The organism is Brevibacillus panacihumi W25, from assembly GCF_000503775.1.
GTDB classification, from domain to species: domain Bacteria; phylum Bacillota; class Bacilli; order Brevibacillales; family Brevibacillaceae; genus Brevibacillus; species Brevibacillus panacihumi_A.
Window position 1 is genome coordinate 182,866 of sequence record NZ_KI629786.1, and the last position, 22,135, is coordinate 205,000.

Below are 22,135 nucleotides of genomic sequence, written 5' to 3' on the forward strand. Positions count from 1 at the left end.
CCGTCCGTCCCTCCTAAGACTTGCAAAATTACTTTCCTAAAATCAAATCGATCAAGCGAGAGATACCCAAATCAATGACAAAGAAGAACACTGCAAGCAGTACAACCGTGATGATAACGACTAACGTATACGTTGTCAATTCCTTCCGGTTGGGCCAGCGAACTTTCTTCAATTCGGACATAACGTCGCCAAAAAAACTACCTGTACGGCGGAAACTAGCTCCAATACGTGCTAAGAAACCCATATTGCCACCCCCAGACTTGGTCGCTCAAGCATTACTTCGTCTCGCGATGAAGGGTTTGCTTCTTGTCACGGGAGCAATACTTTTTCAGTTCAACACGTTCAGTAGTAGTGCGCTTGTTCTTGGTGGAGATATAGTTACGCTCGCCACACTCGGTGCACGCCAACGTGATGTTTACTCGCATTTATTGCCACCTCCATCTCATTTCAAACCTGCTATTGTTTACGTTAAACCCGATGATCAATAGTACGGGAAAACCGCTACTTTTTCCTGACCATTTCACCTGAAAGTAACCATAGAAAAAGAGAGATAAGAGTCTATGGCTACCTAAACAAATTTATCACACCGAAAATCCCATGTCAACAAAACGTCTTGACAAAGGGAATGCATTTTGTTCCATCCTGTGCCCACCGGAAAACCTTCTACTAGAGCAAAAAAGAGATTCTCTGTATTTACAGATGAATCTCTCTACCTTCGAGATAGCGTTCCAGTTTTCGTTTTACACGCTGCAGGGCATTGTCAATGGATTTGACATGACGCTTTAACTCGACGGCAATCTGTTGATAGGATCGCCCATCCAGGTAAAGCATCAGCACTTGTCGCTCCAAATCGCTCAGAATCTCGCTCATTTTGCCTTCGATGTCGTCAAACTCTTCGCGATTGATGAACAATTCCTCCGGATCTGTCACCTTCGTGCCGCAGATCACGTCGAGCAGCGTACGGTCCGAGTCCTCATCATAGATGGGCTTGTCCAGGGACACGTAGGAATTGAGCGGAATATGCTTCTGCCTCGTCGCCGTTTTGATCGCCGTAATGATCTGACGCGTAATGCAAAGCTCGGCAAACGCCTTGAACGAAGTGAGTTTATCCCCGCGGAAGTCGCGAATGGATTTGTACAGTCCAATCATGCCTTCCTGCACAATATCTTCGCGGTCAGCCCCAATCAGAAAGTAGGATCTGGCTTTGGCACGGACGAAGTTCTTGTACTTGTTGATCAAATACTCCAATGCTTCGGTGTCGTCATCGCGAACAAGATCGACAACCTCTTCGTCGGTTAATAGCTCATATTGGGCATGCTTCAACTCCTTGAGGTCTACACTCACACTCGATCCCTCCGCCAGCCGTTCTCCATAGATGTCGTTATTATACATGATGCCGTAAAAAAGCGTCAACCGAATCCAAGTTATTCCCTTCGCCATTTTTCGAATATTTTCGCTATTTCCTCATCCAAGGCTATCCGCCTTGAGAAACGTTCGTCGCGAGTTTTTTCTACTTCTTTCTTGATCTCCTTGCCTGCGCTTTCCAGGTCATGCAACAATTCCCGCGCAGATTTGCGCAGCGCCCCCTGCCCGAAAATAACCCGCTGGGAGGTATAGTCGGAGGTGGCCACATAGATTTGTCGATTTTTATTTTGATGCTGCGAGACAATCTGCTCAATTTTTTCATCAGCTGTCTCTTTTTTCTTGGTAAAGTACACTTCCACCCGATAATCCTCGATTTGCCGTCCCGGTCCCGGAACGTTGTAAGCATCGAATACGATCATCACCTTGATGCCGGTATAACTCTGGTATTCTGCCATTTGGGAAATCAACAAATCGCGCGCTTCATCCATCCGATCCTGGTCTTTCAGCGCGCGTAAATCCGGCCAGGCACCGATGATATTGTAGCCATCCACGATCAACAGTTGCTTGGCTTTCCTTTTGGCCATGTCACTTCACCCGCGTCGGTAGCGGACTTCGGGAACGATACACTTCATACATCAACAACGCAGCAGCGACAGAAGCATTCAGCGAGGTGACATTGCCAGCCATGGGGAGACTGTACAGAAAATCACAGTTTTCTCTGACCAAACGGCTAATGCCTTTGCCTTCGCTGCCGATTACGACGCCGAGCGGCATGGTGAAATCACCTTGGCGAAAATCCTGTTTGGCGCTGGCATCTGTTCCTGCAATCCAGACTCCCCGCTCTTTCAGCTCCTCTATGGTGCGAACGAGATTGGTCACCCGGGCAACTGGCACGTAGTTGATCGCACCTGCGGACGCCTTGGCAACAGTCGCAGTCAGGCTGACCGATCGGCGCTTGGGAATAATGACGCCATGGGCACCCACAGCATCCGCGGTACGCAGGATAGAGCCCAGGTTATGCGGATCCTCCAGTTCGTCCAACAAGAGAATAAACGGCGGCTCTTGCTTTTCTTCGGCTCGCCGCAAAATATCCTCTACCTCTACGTAGTCGTAGGCAGCCACTGATGCAATCACGCCCTGGTGATTATCCGTCGATGCCAAAGTATCCAGCTTTTTGCGGTTGGCAGTCGTGACGATGACGCCCTGCTCTTTTGCCAGCGCAAAGATGGGCCCCATCAAATTTTTGTTGGTCCCTTCCGCGATCCAGATTTTATTGATCGTACGCCCTGAGCGCAGCGCTTCGATCACCGGGTTCTTGCCTACAATCCACTCTTCACTCATGTTCCGTGCTCTCCTTCCACGATGGCAAATGCCTGCTGCATGATTTCCGCAATCCGCTCTTCTTTTCCGTTCAGATACAGATATCCGATCAAAGCCTCGAAAGCGGTCGCGTGGCGATAGTCGATAATATCTGCATTTTTTGCCGAGGAACCCGATTTGGCATTGCGTCCCCGCTTCACGATGCTGACCTCGTCCTCTGACAGCTCCGGCATCAGGTTCATCAGGATATTCGCCTGGGCTTTTGCCGAAACGTAACGATTGGCCGCCTTGTGGAGCTGGTTTGGCTTAACCAGCCCCCTGGCGATCAGATGGTACCTGACGCAATGCGCATACGTGGCATCACCTAAAAAGGCGAGCACAAGTGGATTGGTTTGATTCGGATCCCGGGTCAACTCTTCTTTTTGCATGTTGTCTAAGCTCCTTATTTGCGGCGCCAACGCACACCCTGCGGCGTATCTTCCAGCACGATTCCTTTAGCGGCGAGAAGATCGCGAATTTCATCAGCACGGGCGAAGTTGCGTGATGCGCGAGCTTCGGTCCGCTCGACGATCAAAGCATCGATCTCACTGTCCAAAAGCTCCTGCTCCTGCTCCAAAATGATGCCCAGCACTCCAGTCAGTTCCAGCAAAAGCTCCTTGTAAGCCGTAATTTCTTCGCGCCCCACATTCTGATTCAGCATGTATTGGTTCGCTTCCTTTACGACTTCAAACAGAACTGTCAGTGCGTTGGCGGTATTCAGGTCGTCATCCATTTCTTTCACAAAACGCTCCCGCAGATCGCGAATCGTTTGCGCTTGTTGCTCAGCCTGGCCGTTAGGCTCTGCCTCCCTAGCTGTCTGCAGACGGTGGTCGAGATTATGATAGGCCGTTTTCATCCGTTCCAAACTGTTTGCCGCTTGCTCCAGTAGCTCATCACTGAAATTGATCGGATTGCGGTAGTGCCCTTGCAGCATGAAGAAGCGAATCAATTGCCCTCCGAATTGCTGGACGAGATCGCGGGTCAACAGGAAGTTGCCAAGGGATTTGGACATTTTTTCATTGTCGATGTTCAGCATGCCGTTGTGCAACCAATAACGGGCAAACACCTTGCCAGTAAAGCACTCAGACTGGGCGATCTCGTTTTCATGGTGAGGGAAAACCAGATCGGAGCCGCCTGCGTGAATATCGATCTGCTCACCCAGAAACTTCAACGCCATCGCCGAGCATTCGATATGCCATCCCGGACGCCCTTCGCCCCACGGACTGCCCCAGCTCACTTCCTTATCCTTGGCCGCCTTCCAGAGGGCAAAATCAAGCGGATGCTCTTTCTTTTCATTGATGTCCACACGCGCCCCTGCCTGCAAATCATCCAGCGGCTGGTGCGAGAGTTTTCCATACTCGTCGAAGCGGCCTGTACGGAAATAGACATCTCCTTCACTTTCATAGGCGTAGCCTTTTTCTATCAAGCCCTCGATAAATTCAATAATCTCCGGGATGGTCTGCATGACGCGCGGTTGAATATCCGGAGGCATGACGTTTAAGGATTTCAGGTCTTCGTTGTAGGCATCTGTAAAGCGGTCGGCCACTTCTTTGACCGTCGTGCCTTCCTCGTTGGCGACGCGGATCAGCTTGTCATCTACGTCCGTAATGTTTTGTACGAATGTCACGTCAAAGCCGCGGTACTTCAAATAGCGGCGCAATGTATCAAACACAATCGCGGGACGGGCATTCCCGATGTGAATGTAGTTGTAAACCGTCGGACCGCACACGTACATTTTCACCTTGCCGGGCACAAGCGGCACGAAAGGTTCTTTTCGACGGGTCATCGTATTAGTGAATTGAATGCTCATTTTCCTTCTTAGCCTCCCTCAAAAGATCCAATTCCTTGCGCAAGCTCTCGATTTCTTTTTGCATCTGCCGAAGTGTATCAGCTACCGGGTCTGGCATATTCACATGATCCAGATCACATTTCACTCGTTTTCCATCCTGAATGACGATGCGCGCTTTGATTCCCACCACCGTGGAATTGGGCGGCACTTCCTGCAGGACGACTGCTCCGGCTCCGATCTTGGAATTGTCGCCGATTTTAAAGGAACCCAAAACTTTCGCTCCTGTCGCGATAATGACGTCGTTGCCAATGGTCGGGTGGCGCTTTCCTTTTTCCTTTCCGGTCCCGCCCAGTGTTACACCCTGGTAAATGGTCACGTTGTCGCCGATCTCACACGTCTCTCCGATCACAACGCCCATACCATGGTCAATAAACAGGCCTTTGCCGATGCGCGCACCTGGATGAATCTCAATCCCCGTCAAAAAACGGGTAAATTGAGAAACAGCGCGCGCCAGCGTACACCAGCCTGCTTTCCAGAACCGATGGGCAATCCGGTAACCCCAGATGGCATGCAGTCCGGAATAGGTAAGGACTACTTCAAAGGTACTGCGTGCTGCCGGGTCCCGCTCGAATACTGCTTGAATGTCTTCTCTCATCTGTGCAAACATAGGGATGCACCTCCAACGTGATAATCCCTCAAAAAAACCGCCCCTGCCACCTTCGACAAGAAGGGACAGAGACGGTTTTCTACCGCGGTTCCACTCTGCTTAGATCATCCATAAAAGGACAGTCTCGCTTTACACCCGGTAACGGCGGGGCGCCGATGTCGCATACTTGCACCAAAAACCCGTGCGTTCTGCTCATTGCTCACAGGGGCATTTCCAGACAGCATGCGCAGATGGCTCTCACCTATCCATCCTCTCTGTGGACGCATTCACTCCTGTACTTCTCCTGATCATCGCTTTGATTTCCTTTATTTGTAAAACCTTTACTCGCCGTGTGTCATTACTTTGTTCATGCGCTCCAAAACCTTGTCGCGACCGAGCAAGAACAAGGTCTCCGCCAGATCGCGTCCATGCGCCTGTCCGGTAGCCGCCACACGCACGGGCATGAACAATGCCTTGCCTTTAAGTCCAGTCTCTTTTTGCACGTCTTTTAGCACTGCCTTGATGATGTCAACATTATATTCGTCTTGCGCTGACAGGTGTTTGACAAAAGATGCAAGCACCTCAGGCAGTTGCGGTTCTTTCAAGACTGCTCTGGCCTCTTCATCGTACACTACTTCATCCAGGAAGAAAAGAGCAGCCAGCGGTACGATCTGCGCGCAGTAGGACATCTGCTCCTGGTACAGCGCGACGATGCTGCGAACCCAGGCCCGCTTTTCGCTGGACAGTTCTTCATCGATGAAGCCCGCTTTTTGCAAATGCGGCACACACATGTCCGTAATGGTGTCCAGAGGTTGGCGTTTCAGGTAGTAGTTGTTCATCCAGTTCATTTTGGTCGAATCAAACACAGCCGGAGACTTGTTGACGCGATCCATCGAGAAGAGCTTGATCAAATCTTCCTTCAAGAAGATCTCCTCTTCTCCGCCCGGGGACCACCCGAGCAATACCAGGAAATTGACAATCGCTTCCGGCAAAAAGCCCAGTTCACGATACTGCTCGATAAACTGGATGATGCTCTCGTCGCGCTTGGACATCTTCTTGCCTTCTGGGTTGAGAATCAGAGCCAAGTGAGCGAAGCGAGGAGCCTCCCAGCCAAATGCTTCATAAATCATCAACTGCCGCGGCGTGTTGGACAGATGCTCCTCCCCGCGGATAACGTGGCTGATTTTCATCAGATAGTCGTCGATGACTACAGCAAAGTTATAGGTAGGAATCCCGTCTGGCCGGCAGATGACGAAGTCGCCCATCTCGCTGGAGTCAAACGTAACCTGTCCACGAATCATATCATCTACTACGTACTGGCGGTTGTCCGGAACCAGGAAGTGGATCGAAGGCACGCGCCCTTCCGCCTCGAACTGTTGACGCTGCTCTTCTGTGACATGGCGATGCTTTTCCAGAATCCGCGGCGTCTCACCCCGCTCAAGCTGCTCTTCGCGCTCTGCATCCAGCTCTTCCTTGGTAGCGTAGCAATAATAGGCTTTCCCTTCAGCCAGCAATTGATCGATGTATTGGCGATAGATGTCCAATCGCTCAGTCTGACGGTATGGGCCGTATTCGCCGCCTACATCTGTACCTTCTTCCCACTCGACGCCCAGCCACTTCAGGTTTTTCATCTGCTCTTCATCAGCATTTTCCTTGTTGCGGGTCTGGTCGGTATCCTCAATCCGAACGATAAAGGAACCACCGTGATGCTTTGCAAACAGGTAGTTGAACAGCGCGGTTCTCGCGCCGCCGATATGTAAATGCCCAGTTGGACTGGGAGCATAACGTGTGCGGATTTCTTTCGCCATGGGTAGCACCATCCTTATGAGTGTAAAAAGGTGTTATGGGTATCAAAACGCTTCTGACGTTTTCATGTTACACCTTGTCTTACTCCTTGACAAGCAAGCAAGCAGCCTGGGAGGCGATTCCTTCTCCACGGCCTGGGAAACCGAGCTTTTCGGTCGTAGTTGCCTTGACATTGACCTGCGACAGCTCGTCCGCTTCCAGAACACGAGCAATCAGAGCTTGCATCTGCGGGATATACGGAGCCATTTTTGGCGCCTGAGCGATAATCGTAGCGTCTACATTCCCCAAGCGGTATCCGCGTTCCTTGACCATCTTCCAGACATGCTCCAATAGTTTGACACTGTCCGCATCCTTGTATTCCGGGTCCGTATCCGGAAAATGGCGGCCGATGTCCCCCTCGCCCAATGCACCCAGAATCGCATCCGCAATCGCATGGAGCAGAACATCAGCATCCGAATGGCCCAACAGCCCTTTTTCATAAGGAATGGTGATGCCGCCGATGATGCATGGACGCCCCTCCACCAGTTGATGCACGTCAAAACCTTGTCCGATCCTTATAGACATGAATTACTCTCCCCTTCTTTTCCGCAATATCTCTTCACCCAGCAACAAGTCGTCCGGTGTCGTGATTTTGATGTTCTCATAGCTTCCTGCCATGACCGTCACCGGATGTCCCAACCATTCTACCAGCATTGCGTCGTCCGTGCCTATTTTTCCCGCTCTCCATGCAGCCAGATGCGCTTCCTTCAACAAAGACATACGAAAAGCTTGTGGGGTTTGCACCGCCCACAAGCTCTCCCGCGCCGGGGTAGACTCGACTACGCCCGTCTCTCCCACCACTTTTATCGTATCCTTTACAGGCACGGCCAGGATCGTCGCTTGATCGCGCTGAACCTGACGGATGATCTGACTGATTTGTTCGGGAGTAACGAATGGGCGAGCAGCGTCATGGACCAGGACATGCGTGCAATCCTGCAAGGCTTCCAGACCATTGCGTACACTGTCCTGCCGCTCCGCACCGCCCAGTACGACTGTTAGCTGAATGTTATCCTTTTCCAGCCAAGCAAGCACCTCATCTCGATCAGCCTCACTGACCACCAGCACGATTTGCCCGATCTCCTGATGAGAGGCAAACAGCCGCACCGTATGAGCCAGTATCGGCTCTCCTGCCAACGGCAGCCACAGCTTGTTTCGCTGTCCGCCCATGCGCTTGCCTGAGCCGGCTGCCACAATCACAACTCCCGTCGTCACGATTCATTCCCTCTCCCGTTTTCTCTACAACGCTTTTTCCAACAGCTTCGGCTTCGCGAAAATCATGCGTCCTGCCGAGGTCTGCAGCACGCTGGTCACGAGTACATCTATCTCGTTGCCGATATAATCACGGCCGCCTTCCACCACGATCATCGTACCGTCATCCAGATACGCAACCCCTTGACCATGCTCTTTACCGTCCTTGATCACCTGGACGTTCATTTCCTCGCCCGGCAAAACCACTGGCTTTACCGCATTGGCCAAGTCATTGATATTCAAAACAGGAACTCCCTGCAATTCGCAAACCTTGTTCAGGTTGAAGTCGTTGGTAACCACTTTGCCGTTGATCACCTTCGCCAGCTTGATCAGCTTGCTGTCCACCTCGGATACTTCTTCAAAATCGCCTTCCCAAATCTGCACTTTCACTTTCATTTCTTTTTGAATCTTGTTGAGAATATCTAAGCCCCGCCGCCCGCGATTGCGTTTCAATACGTCGGACGAGTCGGCAATATGCTGAAGCTCCTCCAGCACGAAACCCGGAATGATCAGACTGCCTTCCAAAAAGCCTGTACGGCAGATATCTGCAATGCGACCATCGATAATCACACTTGTATCCAAAATCTTGTTCTCCACATTCGTGGCAGCTCCAGCGGCCTCTTTTTTCTTATCCTTGCGACCAATCGAAAAGACCGACATGATTTCGTCGCGCTTGCGGAACCCGACCTGAAATCCCAAATAGCCAAGTAGTCCAGAAACAACCAGCGGCAACAAATCACCTATCACCGGAATCGATATTTTACTGATGGGCAGGAATAATAAAAAAGCAACAATAAGACCACTAATCAACCCCATCGCTCCGAACATGACATCGACAATCGGCATTTTGACGAGTGTCTCTTCTCCCCAACGAACGACCTTCAGAATATAATCCAATAGCCAATTCGCTAAAAAGAAAAATAAGATGGCACCGAGCACCGCACCAATGTAAGAAGTACCGCTTACTTCCCCAATTTTCAATAATGGATCAAGCAAATTGTACAGGTCTGGGCCGTACTGATATCCCAAACCGCCACCAACGATCACGAAAAAGATTTTTCCTATGCGGCGTACCATGCCTTCACCTCCTTGTTATTAATATTGACAGAAGCGAACAAGTAAAACCCTCTTTCTCAAGAAACAGATCAAACAACCAAGCCTATTTCCATCACTATAGCAAAATTCTTTTTATCATGTCAAATAGCCAAAGATTCTAACACAAATATGGAAGTTTCGTCAACCTCGAACTCTTGTTTTCCTCTTTGACAAAATTGACAGTAAGCGGCGTCCCTTCTTATAATGACAGTAGTGTTGTGCTGAAAATTGCGACGATACCAACAGCCTAAAGCAGAGGTGAACCATATGGACACTCGCAACATCGATGACTTTCAAACGCAAGTATCCGAACTTTTAATCAGACATCGAAGCGTCCTGGACGTCATGTCCAAAGTGCAGGAAACAGCATCCCGCATCAACCGTTCACTGACCAAAGCCATTACAGAATGCGGCTGCGTAGAAGTGGTAGCCAAGAAGCAGACGTTTGACTCCAGTAAAAACCTGGAGGACCACAAGTCCCAGCTCGACACGCATTTCTCCGGTCCATTATGCGAGCACTGCCGGGACGTCTTTACAGCAGAGCTTGGAAAAAATCTTTTTTACCTGACAGCTTTGTGCAACATTACGGATATTAAACTGGAAGACGTGATCGAGCAGGAAAGCAAAAGACTCAACACCTTGGGCGTATTTAATCTCACTTGATTCCCCACTGGTAATACGAATAAACATGTAAAAAGGTTGCAAAAAAAAAACCCGCTTTTTCATCAGCGGGTTTTCCTTTTTTTCAGAGGAAACCTTATTCAAACGGAACGGATTCCTCTTCCTTTTTCTTGCGTTTGCTTAATTTTTTGATCAAAAAGTCAACGTTTTTTTTTATTCCGTACAAAGCGTAAACCGCCAGCGGCAGGAAGACGATCTTCGGAAACTGCTGCGGGAATTTGATCGCTACCACGACAACGATTGCGATGATAATTGGGGTGATCCAATACGCGGCTTTCGGAATCCCCACTTTTTTGAAATTGGGGTACTTGACCTTGGATACCATCAAAAACGCAAGCAACAGCATGCTTGCTGCCAACAGGGTAGAGTTAAACACTTCATGGTACAGCGCAAGAGTGGCGAGAACACCGCCGGCAGCCGTAATCGGAAGGCCGATGAAGTAGCCTGGCACTCCAGCCTGCACATTGAACCGGGCTAGTCGCAATGCACCGCAAATCGGGAAGATCGCAGTAAGGACAATGCCGATCCAGTTAAAATCCTGCAGGACCACGACGTACATGATAAAGGCCGGTGCAACACCAAATGTAATCACATCAGACAGAGAATCCAGTTCTTTCCCAAATTCACTTTGCGCATTCAGCATTCGGGCGACGCGTCCATCCAGGCCGTCTGCCAGCATGCCGATAATGACGGTAATCGCAGCATAATCGACGTAATGATCACCTTGAAAAGCAAGTATGATGGCCAGTACTCCTAAAAACAAGTTGCTGACGGTTAGTATGTTCGGCAACGATTTCACGAACATAGACTACCTCCTGATTTCCTTCGCGCAGAAGACAGATCATTTTCATGATTGGTCTACTAGGCAAATCGATTAATACAAAACAGTTTACTTTGCGAATGGATCGAGACGAATGTCACAGAAAATAACGTGACTTAATCCTATTCTACTTCAAATATGTCTGTCAATGAACACTTGTTCCTGAATCCTTCTCAATCCATCCTTGACCGCCCGGGCTCTGACCTCGCCGATTCCATCCACTTCATCCAGCTCTTCGATGGTTGCCATGACGATGCGGGGCAGGTTGTGGAAATGTTCGACAAGATTCGAGACGATCGTAAAAGGCATTCGTGGTATCTTCTGCAAAATTCGATACCCACGGGGTGATATGGACTCTTCTAGCATGCTGGCGTGGGCGGTATACCCGAGAACTCGCAGAAAGGAAGTCGGCTCCAGCATCTCCTCCGAGCTAAGCTTTTTCATCTCCAGCAAAATTTCGACCGGTGAAGATTCCCGATCGCGACTATAGTCCCGGATCAACATCTGCGCCTCTTCCTCGAGATTGGATACAAGCTCTTCCAACTGCATGCTGATGAGCCTGCCCTCAGTGCCCAATTCACAGATGTATTTGGTTACCTCTTCCTTAATACGTAATACCATCTCGATTCGTTGCAAAACGAAAGCGACTTCTTCCAAAGTGACCAGTTCCTCGAACTCCAACGCGCCCAGATTCGTCAACGACTGTTCCAGCACGGACTTGTATTTTTCCAGGGTGGATACTGCCTGATTCGCCTTCGCTAAAATAACGTTTACGTCGTTGAGGACATAGCGGAATGCCCCTTTGTACAGTGTGATGACATTGCGTCTCTGGGAGATGGCGATTACCAGATGATTGGTATGGATCGCTGTGCGTTGCGCTGTACGATGACGGGTTCCCGTCTCACTGGTCCCAATCGCCGCAGGAGGGAAAAGTTGAGTATTGGCAAAAAGAATTCGTTTGGCATCTTCACTTATAATGATTCCCCCATCCATTTTCGCCAATTCGTACAAATGGGATGGAGTGAACTCACAATTGATGGAAAAGCCTCCGTCAACCATTGCCTCCATTTTGGGTCCGTACCCGATGACGATCAATCCACCTGTTTTCGCCCGCAAGACATGTTCAAGTCCTTCACGAAGCATCGTGCCCGGAGCAACAAAGCGCAGCACATCACGAAAGTCTACGCTCTTCTTGTTGGGTTCGTGCATGCCTGTCTACCCCCTCATGACCTCATCCAACGCTTCCGCGATATTGTTGACCCCGATTACCACGATATCGTCTGGAGCTTCCAACCCGCGAATGTTCTTCTGCGGGATGATTACGCGCTTGAAGCCCAATTTATGCGCCTCACGCACACGTTGTTCGATCCGGGAGACGCCGCGCACCTCTCCCGTCAAGCCAACTTCACCGATCACCACGTCATGAGGGTTGGTAGCATGGTCGCGAAAGCTGCTGGCGATGCTGACGGCTATGGCCAGATCGACAGCAGGCTCATCCAGCCGCACCCCGCCTGCTACGTTCACATAGGCATCCTGGTTTTGCAGCATCATGCCCATGCGCTTTTCCAGGACGGCCATTATCATGGCAACACGCTGGTGATCCACTCCGGTCGCCGTTCTGCGGGGTGTCACAAAGCTCGTCGGCGCGACCAAAGCCTGCAGCTCCACCAGTACCGGTCGTGTTCCCTCCATGCTGGCGACGACAGTGGAGCCTGCCACTCCAACGGGGCGTTCCGCCAAAAAGATTTCGGAAGGATTGGCGACCTCCTCCAGACCACGATCCTTCATTTCAAAGATGCCGATTTCATTTGTCGAACCAAAACGATTTTTGACAGCGCGTAAAATACGGAAAGTGTTATGCCGCTCTCCTTCAAAATACAGGACGGCATCCACCATATGCTCCAGCATGCGAGGTCCTGCGATGGAGCCTTCCTTGGTGACGTGGCCGACGATAAAGGTGCCGATGCCTTTTCCCTTGGCGATGCGCATCAGCTGTGCAGTCGCCTCACGCACCTGTGCAACACTTCCCGCAGCAGATTGAATGGCAGGATGAAATACCGTCTGGATCGAGTCGATGATCAAGACATCGGGCTCTACCTGATTGATATGCTGTTCGATCAATTCTAAATCATTTTCTGCCAATACAAACATGGGCGGTGTTTTCATGTCCAGCCGATCAGCCCGCAGCTTGATCTGCTTGGCTGATTCCTCGCCAGACACATAAAGAACTTTACCGCCCTGATGAGCAAGAGCAAACGATGTTTGCAGCAGCAGTGTCGATTTTCCGATTCCTGGGTCCCCGCCCACAAGAATGAGCGAACCCGGAACCAAACCTCCTCCGAGCACGCGATTCAATTCCCCGATGGTGGTATCCATGCGCGGCTCTTCTTCGCTGGCGACCTGCGTCAACGGCAGCGGGGCCTGACGTTGGCCGCCGCCCAAGCCTTCGTGGCGATGGGAGGAGCCCTTGACCGTTACTTCCTCGACCAGCGTATTCCAGCTGTTGCAACCGGGGCATTTTCCCAACCATTTCGGTGATTCATACCCACATTCTTGACATGCAAATTTTGTTTTATACTTTGACATCATCGTACCTCTTTTTTCTGTGAAAAACGTCTCGACGTTTTTCATAAAAGTGAATGTGACCGCTTGCGGTCAAACAAAACGGTCATGACCGTTTTGTTTTGAAATACCATTATCATACATGACTGTGCAGCACAAAAAAAGAATACCTCTCACAGAAAGAGGTATTCTTTCTCCTGATTATTCGACAGATTACGATTTGGCTTTTTCCAGCCGTTTGACTACCAGTTTGCCGTCTTCGGCATCGATGTTGACGGTATCGCCCTTGCTGATGGAGCCTTTCAGAAGCTCCTCGGACAATTTGTCTTCGATATGGCGTTGAATGGCTCGGCGCAGCGGACGCGCTCCGTATGCCGGGTCGAAGCCCTCTTTGGCCAGAATTTTCTTCGCTTCCTCTGTGAGGACGAAATCGATGCTTTGCTCTCTGAGGCGCTTGCGCAGTTCGTCTGTCATGAGCGACACGATCTGCTCGATATGCTCCTGCTCCAGGGAGTGGAAGACGATTACCTCGTCAATTCGGTTCAGGAATTCGGGGCGGAAGCTCTTCTTCAGCTCATCCATCACTTTGTCCTTCATATCCTGATATTTTCTCTCGGACTCGTCGCCTGCGGTAAAGCCCAGCGTCGTGTTTTTCTTGATCAAATTCGCCCCGACGTTGGAGGTCATGATGACTACTGTGTTGCGGAAATCGACTGTCCGTCCTTTGGAGTCCGTCAGTCGTCCGTCATCAAGAACCTGCAGCAGAATATTGAATACATCCGGGTGCGCTTTCTCAATTTCGTCCAGCAGGATGACGGAGTATGGTTTGCGGCGCACTTTTTCGGTCAATTGGCCGCCTTCGTCATAGCCGACATAGCCTGGAGGCGCTCCGACGAGTCGAGCTGTCGAGTGTTTCTCCATGTACTCGGACATGTCTACGCGGATCATGGCATCCTCGTCGCCAAAAAGAGTTTCCGCTACAGCACGGGCCAATTCGGTTTTCCCTACCCCGGTTGGACCCAGGAAGATAAACGAACCGATTGGGCGTTTGGGGTCCTTCAGTCCGGCACGAGCCCGGCGGATCGCACGGGAGATTGACTTGACCGCCTCGTCTTGACCGATGACGCGATCGTGCAGGATTTCTTCCATTTTCAACAGACGCTCGGTCTCTTCTTCTTTCAGCTTGAGCACGGGAATTCCAGTCCAGCTGGCCACGACAGTCGCGATGTCTTCCGGAGTGACCTCCATGTTGAGCTGACCCTGGCGCTCCTTCCAGTCCTTCTTCGTCTTATCCAATTCCTCACGAAGCTTCTGTTCTTGATCGCGCAGAGCCGCAGCCTCTTCAAATTCCTGCGACTGCACGGCAGCATCCTTTTCCTTGCGCACTTCCTCGAGGCGGCCTTCCAGCTCCTTCAGATTAGGCGGTACTGTAAAAGACTGGAGACGCACCTTGGATGCAGCCTCGTCGATCAGGTCAATCGCCTTGTCAGGGAGGAAGCGGTCGGTAATGTAGCGGTCAGAAAGCTTCACCGCTTGCTCGATAGCTTCGTCTGTGATTTTCACACGGTGGTGAGCCTCGTAACGATCCCGCAGGCCGTGGAGGATCTTGATAGCGTCCTCTGGCACTGGCTCGTCGACTTGGATGGGTTGGAAACGGCGTTCCAGCGCTGCATCCTTCTCGATGTATTTGCGGTATTCGTCCAAGGTAGTAGCCCCTACGCACTGCAATTCACCGCGAGCCAATGCTGGCTTCAGGATATTGGAGGCGTCGATCGCGCCCTCTGCTCCGCCTGCACCGATCAGTGTGTGCAGCTCGTCAATGAACAGGATGATGTTCCCTGCCTGGCGAATTTCATCCATGATTTTTTTCAGGCGATCCTCAAATTCACCACGATATTTGGTGCCCGCGACCACAGTCCCCATATCCAGGGTCATGACGCGCTTGTCGCGAAGGGTTTCGGGAATTTCATTGTTGACGATCTTTTGCGCCAAACCTTCGGCAATGGCCGTTTTCCCTACACCAGGCTCCCCGATGAGGACCGGGTTGTTTTTGGTCCGGCGGCTTAATACCTGAATGACACGCTCGATTTCCTTTTGGCGACCGATGACGGGGTCGAGACCGCCTTCACGTGCGATTGCGGTCAAGTCACGCGCCAAACCGTCCAATGTAGGAGTGTTCGCCTGAGGGTTGCCGCCTGAAGGCTGGTGGGATGCCATCATTTCCGAACTGCCCAGAAGCTGCAGGACTTGCTGACGTGCCTTGTTCAGGCTCACTCCCAGGTTGTTCATAATACGGGCCGCGATGCCTTCTCCTTCACGGATCAGGCCCAACAGGATGTGCTCAGTGCCCACGTATGTGTGTCCCAGCTTGCGGGCTTCATCCATCGACAGCTCGATCACTTTTTTGGCTCTCGGTGTATAGTTGGGCGTGTAGTTGCTGCCAGACTGCTCGGTGCCTCTGCCGATCAGCGACTCCACTTCGCTTTGAATTTTATCAAGACCAAGTCCCAGAGACTGCAGGGCTTTGGCTGCAATCCCTTCACCTTCCCGAATCAAGCCCAAGAGGACATGTTCCGTTCCAATATCTTTGTGGCCAAGACGCACCGCCTCTTCCAGGGCCAGTGCCAGTACTTTTTGTGCTCGTTCCGTAAAACGTCCAAACATCATATGGTTTACACCTCCATAGTTACATGTTTCGTTTTAAATGCCATTATCATGGGACGGACTACCCGTGTTGATGCGCTCACGAATCAGTCTTGCCCTTCTCTCATCCCTTTGTTCAGGGGTGAGCTTTTGCCCTGCGTGCTGCTGCAGGAAGCCCGGCTGAGTCGTGACCAAGAGTTCGTTTAAAACCAAGGGTGAAACATTGGGAATCACACCAAGATCAATGCCCAGTCGCAAATCAGACAAGCGCTGAGCCGCTTCCTTGGATTCCATCGTCCGAGCATGAAGCAAAATTCCGTACGAACGGAAAATCCGGTCCTCCAGCGAGACGCGTGTGTGCTCCAGCAAATACTGGCGCGCTACTCGCTCCTGCTCGATGATCTGTCTGGCTACTCCATAAAGATTAGAGAGGATATCCGTCTCCGACATGCCCAATGTGACCTGGTTGGAGAGCTGGAACAGATTGCCGAGCGCCTCACTGCCTTCCCCGTAAATCCCGCGTACGACCAAACCTACCTGATTAATCGCTTGCAGGATGCGGTTGATCTGCTGCGTCATGACCAGTGCGGGCAGATGCAGCATGACCGAAGCGCGAATTCCAGTCCCTACGTTGGTCGGACAGCTTGTAAGATAGCCTCTTTTTTCGTCAAAAGCATAGTTCAAGTGCTTCTCAAATATGTCATCTATTTTCGTACCCATTTCCCATGCTTCATTTAATCGGAATCCTGGCAGCAGGACCTGGATACGAATATGGTCTTCTTCGTTTATCATAATGCTTACCGATTCATCCTTGCTTAGCAGAACCGCTCCTTTGCGCGATTCCTCAGCCAGATGAGGACTGATGAGATGTTTTTCTACCAGTACCTTTTTTTCCAGCGGATTTACCTGGTCCATCTGAATCATTTGCAATCGGTGCCGCTTGCGCATAGCCTCAGATTCGCTTACTTCCGTTACCTTTTTGACCACTTCCTCCGCCTGGGAATCTGTAGCCAACAACGGAAAAGGGTGCTGGCGCAAGTTACGCGCGATACGCAACCGTGTACTGATGACAATATCAGAATCGGGACCTTCTCCCTTCATCCAATTGCTCCACGGGTTTTGCATAAACTGCTGTTGAGACATGTCCAGCCTTCCTCCCCTCGCTACGATTGAGACATTTTTTGTTCCAGCATCCGAATTCGGTCACGCATCTCTGCCGCCTTTTCAAATTCTTCGCTGGCAACATGGCGCTGCAACGCACTCTTTAGCTGCTCCAGCTCTTTGCGAATCTTCAACTGTCCCCCGGTCCGCTCGGGTACCTTGCCTATGTGTTGGGTGTTGCCGTGGATCCGTCTGAACAGCGGGTCCAGCTTATCACCCAAGAACGTGTAACAATCGCTGCAGCCAAATCGACCGCTCTTGCTGAATTGTGCGTAAGTCAGACCACATGTCTCGCATCTTAGCGGTTTGCTTGTGCTGGATTCCCGCCCATTTTTTTGCATGGGGTCAAATTTCAGCAAGCCTGACAGGAGATTATTGATGCTGAAGTTGTGAAAGCCGGTAAAAACGTCTCCTTTTTCCTGGGCACATTGTTCACAGATATGGTATTCGGTTTTCTCGCCATTGACGATTTTGGTCAAGTGCAGAGTAGCCGGCCTTTTTCCACATTCTTCACAGTTCATCACGATCCCTCCTAACACATTCTTTACTTTAACAAGATAACTTCAATCATTTGTTTCAACATGGCCGCCCGCAATTTATCGCGCAGATTTGGCTCGATCATCAATACATTGCGCGAGGTGGCAATTTTCATCAAAGCTGCTTCCCGTTGACTAATCAATCCGTCTTCGAGCAGACGCTCAATGATGGCATTGCCTACACTCTGCGTGATGCTCTCGCCAATCAGCTCTTCCGTGAGCAACTCCTGCAGACGGGCCTTGCTCACGATCTGCACCTTGCGAATCCGGATGTATCCGCCACCGCCACGCTTGCTCTCGACGATATACCCCTTTTGCACCGTAAAGCGCGTGTTAATCACGTAGTTGATCTGGGATGGCACACACTGAAAAAGGTCGGCTAGCTCACTACGCTGGATCTCGATCGAACCATTTGGGCTTTCAGTGATAATGCTTTTTAGGTGCTGTTCAATGATGTCCGAGATATTACGCAAGTCATCGCCTCCTTTCTCATGTGTGAATGATTGACTTTGACTATCTTTGACTTTAATTATAATGGGTTTTCTTCGCTCATGCAAGAGGTGAAAATACGCTGCACAACATCTATTGTGGGCAGATTACAGCCTTTTGAATCAATGAAAAACACCTTTCCGATAAAAGGAAAAGAGCAGCTGAGTAGGGAAAAAACCACTCGACTGCTCTTTAGAAAAACTGGTAATTTGTGATGCTAGAAGTTTACTCCTCATGAGGAGGCAAGCAGGAAATAACCTCTGAAAAATGGCGGATCACTACATTCGCGCCGTCCAGCTCTCCCGGTTTGGCAAAGCCAAAGTCACAGCCAATAGTAAAAAGATCGTTGACAAGGCCTGCTTCGATGTCGGAATGGCGGTCACCGACCATGACCGCTTGTTTTATCTCGTAGTCGCGAAGCAGCCTGGCGACCAGATCCTTCTTGGTACTGGTCTGAAAGCGTCCTGCGGAATACAGGTCTGTCAAAAGCGGCTTTAACTCGTATTCCTCGCAGATCGCATCAATATACTCTTCTTGTCCATTGCTTGCAATGAACAGAGCATACCCCTCTTCGTGAAGCCGCTGAAGAGTTTCTCTCACCCCAGGATATAGATCTGTAATCCTTTCTTTGATTAGCTTGATTTCATTTTCAAGCAAGTAGGCATCGGCTGCTTTCTTGGTCGCTTCTTCCGCACCTGGCAGCAGCTTTATCCACACTTGTTCTATAGTCATCCCCAAAACGTTGATAAGTGCCTTTTCATCCGGTGTAGGCCCCTGCCACATCCCTTGTTCGCGAAGCTGCTCAAAGGTCCGCTGAAACGCTGGTGTGGACAGTTTTTCTGTCTGCAGCAGCGTTCCATCCATGTCGAATAAAATCGCATACGGTATGCTCAACATTCTTCTCTCCTCTGTTCAGGATCATCCAATCGGCAATACGTCCCCATGTTAGTGGATTTGTGTACGAGTAGCAAGTAATACAAAAAAACCTCCTTATCCTTATGGATAGGAAGGTTCTGCTTTATTCCTTCAAAACTGAATCTGCATGAATGCTTGGATGTGTGTGGATAAGTCCTCGACCGATTAGTATTCGTCAGCTCCACGTGTTGCCACGCTTCCACACCGAACCTATCAACCTCATCGTCTATGAGGGGTCTTACCAGCTTGCGCTGTGGGAAGTCTCATCTTGGAGGGGGCTTCACGCTTAGATGCTTTCAGCGCTTATCCCTTCCGCACATAGCTACCCAGCTGTGCCACTGGCGTGACAACTGGTGCACCAGCGGTGCGTCCATCCCGGTCCTCTCGTACTAAGGACAGCTCTCCTCAAACTTCCTGCGCCCGCGACAGATAGGGACCGAACTGTCTCACGACGTTCTGAACCCAGCTCGCGTACCGCTTTAATGGGCGAACAGCCCAACCCTTGGGACCTACTTCAGCCCCAGGATGCGATGAGCCGACATCGAGGTGCCAAACCTCCCCGTCGATGTGGACTCTTGGGGGAGATAAGCCTGTTATCCCCAGGGTAGCTTTTATCCGTTGAGCGATGGCCCTTCCATGCGGAACCACCGGATCACTAAGCCCGACTTTCGTCCCTGCTCGACTTGTAGGTCTCGCAGTCAAGCTCCCTTCTGCCTTTACACTCTACGAATGATTTCCGACCATTCTGAGGGAACCTTTGGGCGCCTCCGTTACCTTTTAGGAGGCGACCGCCCCAGTCAAACTGCCCACCTGGCATGGTCCTCTCGCCCGATCAGGGCGACGAGTTAGAAACTCCGTACATCAAGGGTGGTATCCCACCGACAGCTCCACAGAGGCTGGCGCCCCTGCTTCTCAGCTTCCCACCTATCCTGTACATGATGCACAAAGTTCCAATACCAGGCTACAGTAAAGCTCCATGGGGTCTTTCCGTCTTGTCGCGGGTAACCTGCATCTTCACAGGTATTATGATTTCACCGGGTCTCTTGCCGAGACAGCGCCCAAGTCGTTACGCCTTTCGTGCGGGTCGGAACTTACCCGACAAGGAATTTCGCTACCTTAGGACCGTTATAGTTACGGCCGCCGTTTACTGGGGCTTCGGTTCAAAGCTTCGCTTGCGCTAACCCATCCCCTTAACCTTCCAGCACCGGGCAGGCGTCAGCCCCTATACTTCGCCTTGCGGCTTCGCAGAGACCTGTGTTTTTGCTAAACAGTCGCTTGGGCCTTTTCACTGCGGCCCCCTCGGGCTATAAACCCTACCGGGGCGCCCCTTCTCCCGAAGTTACGGGGCCATTTTGCCGAGTTCCTTAGCAAGAGTTATCCCGCGCACCTTAGGATTCTCTCCTCGCCTACCTGTGTCGGTTTGCGGTACGGGCACCTTGCTCCTCGCTAGACGCTTTTCTTGGCAGTGTGAAATCAGGGACTTCGGTACTAAAATTTCCCTCGCCATCACAGCTTGCCCTTATGGTGTGCGGATTTGCCTACACACCAGGCTTGCTGCTTGGACGGCCATCCAGTAGGCCGCTCACCCTATCCTCCTGCGTCACGCCATTGCTCAAGCGGAACAAAGGTGGTACAGGAATATCAACCTGTTGTCCATCGCCTACGCCTTTCGGCCTCAGCTTAGGTCCCGACTAACCCTGGGAGGACGAGCCTTCCCCAGGAAACCTTAGGCTTTCGGTGGACAAGATTCTCACTTGTCTTTTCGCTACTTACACCGGCATTCTCACTTCCAAGCGCTCCACCGCTCTTTCCAGTACGGCTTCACTGCTGCTTGGAACGCTCCCCTACCCAAGTGGAATCCGTAAGGATTCTCACTAGCCATAGCTTCGGTGGTATGTTTAGCCCCGTTACATTTTCCGCGCAGAGTCACTCGACCAGTGAGCTATTACGCACTCTTTAAATGGTGGCTGCTTCTAAGCCAACATCCTGGTTGTCTGGGCAACTCCACATCGTTTCCCACTTAACATACACTTGGGGACCTTAGCTGATGGTCTGGGCTGTTTCCCTCTTGACGATGGATCTTAGCACTCACCGTCTGACTCCCGGACATAAGTCATTGGCATTCGGAGTTTGACTGAGTTCGGTAACCCGATGAGGGCCCCTAGCCCAATCAGTGCTCTACCTCCAAGACTCTTATTCCGAGGCTAGCCCTAAAGCTATTTCGGGGAGAACCAGCTATCTCCGAGTTCGATTGGAATTTCACCGCTAGCCACACCTCATCCCCGCACTTTTCAACGTGCGTGGGTTCGGGCCTCCAGTAGGTGTTACCCTACCTTCACCCTGGACATGGCTAGATCACACGGTTTCGGGTCTACGGCAACGTACTTGCGCCCTATTCAGACTCGCTTTCGCTGCGGCTCCGTCTCTTCGACTTAACCTCGCACGCTACCGTAACTCGCCGGTTCATTCTACAAAAGGCACGCCGTCACTCTTTTAACGAGCTCCGACTATTTGTAAGCACACGGTTTCAGGTACTATTTCACTCCCCTCCCGGGGTGCTTTTCACCTTTCCCTCACGGTACTGGTTCACTATCGGTCGCTAGGTAGTATTTAGCCTTAGCAGATGGTCCTGCCAGATTCATACGGGATTTCACGTGTCCCGCACTACTCGGGGTTGGTCTCGGAGAGACGCGCGTTTAGGCTACGCGACTGTCACGCTCTGTGGTCAGCTTTCCCAAACTGTTCACCTACGCGCGTCTTTTGTAACTCCGTGTGAGACGCCCCACAACCCCGCCAGGTAAACCTGACGGTTTAGGCTCTTCCGCGTTCGCTCGCCGCTACTGACGGAATCACTATTGTTTTCTCTTCCTCCGGCTACTTAGATGTTTCAGTTCACCGGGTCTGCCTTCTCGTACCCTATGGATTCAGATACGGATACCATCCCATTACGGATGGTGGGTTCCCCCATTCGGAGATCCCCG

General features: G+C 51.1%; 21 protein-coding genes, 1 rRNA gene and 1 other annotated feature (1 of these 23 cut by a window edge). Of the genes, 1 reads left to right on the forward strand and 21 read right to left on the reverse strand.

From position 1 onward, the window contains the following. Nucleotides 1–28 precede the first annotated feature (28 nt). The 12 genes from secE to T458_RS50510 all read right to left on the reverse strand — a co-directional run bounded on the left by secE (nucleotide 29) and on the right by T458_RS50510 (nucleotide 9,329). Nucleotides 29–244, reverse strand: coding sequence for a preprotein translocase subunit SecE (gene secE, locus T458_RS50465; protein ID WP_023558758.1), 216 nt, complete (start codon nucleotides 242–244; stop codon nucleotides 29–31). A gap of 31 nt (nucleotides 245–275) precedes the next feature. Beyond that, complete coding sequence (gene rpmG, locus T458_RS50470; protein ID WP_003392018.1) at nucleotides 276–425, reverse strand: 50S ribosomal protein L33; 150 nt, start codon at nucleotides 423–425, stop codon at nucleotides 276–278. A 268-nt stretch (nucleotides 426–693) separates the two neighbouring features. Next, the gene (gene sigH / locus T458_RS50475) at nucleotides 694–1,344 is read right to left on the reverse strand and encodes an RNA polymerase sporulation sigma factor SigH (RefSeq protein WP_031306170.1); all 651 of its coding nucleotides are present in this window, start codon (nucleotides 1,342–1,344) and stop codon (nucleotides 694–696) included. Between the two features lie 80 nt (nucleotides 1,345–1,424). Continuing rightward, complete coding sequence (locus T458_RS50480; RefSeq protein ID WP_023558761.1) at nucleotides 1,425–1,949, reverse strand: NYN domain-containing protein; 525 nt, start codon at nucleotides 1,947–1,949, stop codon at nucleotides 1,425–1,427. 1 nt (nucleotide 1,950) lies between these two features. After that, nucleotides 1,951–2,706 (reverse strand): 23S rRNA (guanosine(2251)-2'-O)-methyltransferase RlmB, encoded by a 756-nt coding sequence (rlmB, locus tag T458_RS50485; RefSeq protein ID WP_023558763.1) that lies wholly within the window; start codon nucleotides 2,704–2,706, stop codon nucleotides 1,951–1,953. Then, nucleotides 2,703–3,113 (reverse strand): Mini-ribonuclease 3, encoded by a 411-nt coding sequence (locus T458_RS50490; RefSeq protein ID WP_023558765.1) that lies wholly within the window; start codon nucleotides 3,111–3,113, stop codon nucleotides 2,703–2,705. Before T458_RS50490 ends, rlmB begins: the two co-directional genes overlap by 4 nt. 14 nt (nucleotides 3,114–3,127) lie before the next feature. Then, nucleotides 3,128–4,534 (reverse strand): cysteine--tRNA ligase, encoded by a 1,407-nt coding sequence (cysS, locus tag T458_RS50495; RefSeq protein ID WP_023558767.1) that lies wholly within the window; start codon nucleotides 4,532–4,534, stop codon nucleotides 3,128–3,130. Continuing rightward, nucleotides 4,515–5,180, reverse strand: a complete 666-nt coding sequence (gene cysE, locus T458_RS50500) for a serine O-acetyltransferase (protein ID WP_023558769.1) — start codon at nucleotides 5,178–5,180, stop codon at nucleotides 4,515–4,517. Before cysE ends, cysS begins: the two co-directional genes overlap by 20 nt. Before the next feature lie 64 nt (nucleotides 5,181–5,244). Then, nucleotides 5,245–5,480, reverse strand: a binding site (T-box leader). 20 nt (nucleotides 5,481–5,500) lie between these two features. Then, a complete protein-coding gene (gltX, locus tag T458_RS50505) occupies nucleotides 5,501–6,967 on the reverse strand; it encodes a glutamate--tRNA ligase (protein WP_023558771.1) in 1,467 nt (488 codons plus the stop codon). A gap of 79 nt (nucleotides 6,968–7,046) precedes the next feature. Then, entirely contained in the window at nucleotides 7,047–7,523 is a 477-nt protein-coding gene (gene ispF / locus T458_RS57010; protein WP_031306171.1) for a 2-C-methyl-D-erythritol 2,4-cyclodiphosphate synthase, read from the reverse strand. 9 nt (nucleotides 7,524–7,532) lie between these two features. Beyond that, nucleotides 7,533–8,216, reverse strand: coding sequence for a 2-C-methyl-D-erythritol 4-phosphate cytidylyltransferase (gene ispD / locus T458_RS57015; RefSeq protein WP_031306172.1), 684 nt, complete (start codon nucleotides 8,214–8,216; stop codon nucleotides 7,533–7,535). A 24-nt stretch (nucleotides 8,217–8,240) separates the two neighbouring features. Then, complete coding sequence (locus T458_RS50510) at nucleotides 8,241–9,329, reverse strand: PIN/TRAM domain-containing protein (protein ID WP_023558773.1); 1,089 nt, start codon at nucleotides 9,327–9,329, stop codon at nucleotides 8,241–8,243. Nucleotides 9,330–9,614: 285 nt separating this feature from the next. Between T458_RS50510 and T458_RS50515 the strand changes: the two genes are divergently transcribed. Next, nucleotides 9,615–10,010 carry a hypothetical protein gene (locus tag T458_RS50515; RefSeq protein ID WP_023558775.1) on the forward strand — a complete coding sequence of 132 codons (396 nt, stop codon included), beginning with the start codon at nucleotides 9,615–9,617 and terminating at the stop codon, nucleotides 10,008–10,010. A gap of 94 nt (nucleotides 10,011–10,104) precedes the next feature. Here the strand turns inward: T458_RS50515 and pssA are convergent, their stop codons facing one another. The 9 genes from pssA to T458_RS50560 form a co-directional block, all read right to left on the reverse strand. Beyond that, nucleotides 10,105–10,833 (reverse strand): CDP-diacylglycerol--serine O-phosphatidyltransferase, encoded by a 729-nt coding sequence (pssA, locus tag T458_RS50520; RefSeq protein WP_023558777.1) that lies wholly within the window; start codon nucleotides 10,831–10,833, stop codon nucleotides 10,105–10,107. A 147-nt stretch (nucleotides 10,834–10,980) separates the two neighbouring features. After that, nucleotides 10,981–12,057 (reverse strand): DNA integrity scanning diadenylate cyclase DisA, encoded by a 1,077-nt coding sequence (gene disA, locus T458_RS50525; protein WP_023558779.1) that lies wholly within the window; start codon nucleotides 12,055–12,057, stop codon nucleotides 10,981–10,983. 6 nt (nucleotides 12,058–12,063) lie between these two features. After that, a complete protein-coding gene (radA, locus tag T458_RS50530) occupies nucleotides 12,064–13,434 on the reverse strand; it encodes a DNA repair protein RadA (RefSeq protein WP_023558781.1) in 1,371 nt (456 codons plus the stop codon). A gap of 189 nt (nucleotides 13,435–13,623) precedes the next feature. Beyond that, nucleotides 13,624–16,077 (reverse strand): ATP-dependent Clp protease ATP-binding subunit, encoded by a 2,454-nt coding sequence (locus tag T458_RS50535; RefSeq protein ID WP_023558783.1) that lies wholly within the window; start codon nucleotides 16,075–16,077, stop codon nucleotides 13,624–13,626. Between the two features lie 33 nt (nucleotides 16,078–16,110). Then, entirely contained in the window at nucleotides 16,111–17,196 is a 1,086-nt protein-coding gene (locus T458_RS50540) for a protein-arginine kinase McsB (protein WP_023558785.1), read from the reverse strand. A 20-nt stretch (nucleotides 17,197–17,216) separates the two neighbouring features. Further along, on the reverse strand, nucleotides 17,217–17,735 hold the full coding sequence (locus tag T458_RS50545) for a protein-arginine kinase activator protein McsA (protein ID WP_023558787.1): 519 nt from the start codon (nucleotides 17,733–17,735) through the stop codon (nucleotides 17,217–17,219). A 23-nt stretch (nucleotides 17,736–17,758) separates the two neighbouring features. Beyond that, nucleotides 17,759–18,223 (reverse strand): CtsR family transcriptional regulator, encoded by a 465-nt coding sequence (locus T458_RS50550; RefSeq protein WP_023558789.1) that lies wholly within the window; start codon nucleotides 18,221–18,223, stop codon nucleotides 17,759–17,761. A gap of 241 nt (nucleotides 18,224–18,464) precedes the next feature. Beyond that, nucleotides 18,465–19,133 (reverse strand): HAD hydrolase-like protein, encoded by a 669-nt coding sequence (locus tag T458_RS50555; RefSeq protein ID WP_031306173.1) that lies wholly within the window; start codon nucleotides 19,131–19,133, stop codon nucleotides 18,465–18,467. A gap of 166 nt (nucleotides 19,134–19,299) precedes the next feature. Continuing rightward, nucleotides 19,300–22,135, reverse strand: a 23S ribosomal RNA gene (locus tag T458_RS50560) (it continues 104 nt past the right edge of the window).

Coding starts and splice junctions, on each gene's coding strand:
- T458_RS50535 (WP_023558783.1), bottom strand. CDS start 16,077: ATGATGTTTGGACGTTTTACGGAACGAGCACAAAAAGTACTGGCACTG.
- cysE (WP_023558769.1), bottom strand. CDS start 5,180: ATGTTTGCACAGATGAGAGAAGACATTCAAGCAGTATTCGAGCGGGAC.
- gltX (WP_023558771.1), bottom strand. CDS start 6,967: ATGGCGAAAGAAATCCGCACACGTTATGCTCCCAGTCCAACTGGGCAT.
- rpmG (WP_003392018.1), bottom strand. CDS start 425: ATGCGAGTAAACATCACGTTGGCGTGCACCGAGTGTGGCGAGCGTAAC.
- disA (WP_023558779.1), bottom strand. CDS start 12,057: ATGCACGAACCCAACAAGAAGAGCGTAGACTTTCGTGATGTGCTGCGC.
- radA (WP_023558781.1), bottom strand. CDS start 13,434: ATGTCAAAGTATAAAACAAAATTTGCATGTCAAGAATGTGGGTATGAA.
- pssA (WP_023558777.1), bottom strand. CDS start 10,833: ATGTTCGTGAAATCGTTGCCGAACATACTAACCGTCAGCAACTTGTTT.
- T458_RS50490 (WP_023558765.1), bottom strand. CDS start 3,113: ATGCAAAAAGAAGAGTTGACCCGGGATCCGAATCAAACCAATCCACTT.
- T458_RS50515 (WP_023558775.1), top strand. CDS start 9,615: ATGGACACTCGCAACATCGATGACTTTCAAACGCAAGTATCCGAACTT.
- T458_RS50480 (WP_023558761.1), bottom strand. CDS start 1,949: ATGGCCAAAAGGAAAGCCAAGCAACTGTTGATCGTGGATGGCTACAAT.
- secE (WP_023558758.1), bottom strand. CDS start 244: ATGGGTTTCTTAGCACGTATTGGAGCTAGTTTCCGCCGTACAGGTAGT.
- T458_RS50540 (WP_023558785.1), bottom strand. CDS start 17,196: ATGTCTCAACAGCAGTTTATGCAAAACCCGTGGAGCAATTGGATGAAG.
- T458_RS50545 (WP_023558787.1), bottom strand. CDS start 17,735: ATGAACTGTGAAGAATGTGGAAAAAGGCCGGCTACTCTGCACTTGACC.
- rlmB (WP_023558763.1), bottom strand. CDS start 2,706: ATGAGTGAAGAGTGGATTGTAGGCAAGAACCCGGTGATCGAAGCGCTG.
- cysS (WP_023558767.1), bottom strand. CDS start 4,534: ATGAGCATTCAATTCACTAATACGATGACCCGTCGAAAAGAACCTTTC.
- T458_RS50510 (WP_023558773.1), bottom strand. CDS start 9,329: ATGGTACGCCGCATAGGAAAAATCTTTTTCGTGATCGTTGGTGGCGGT.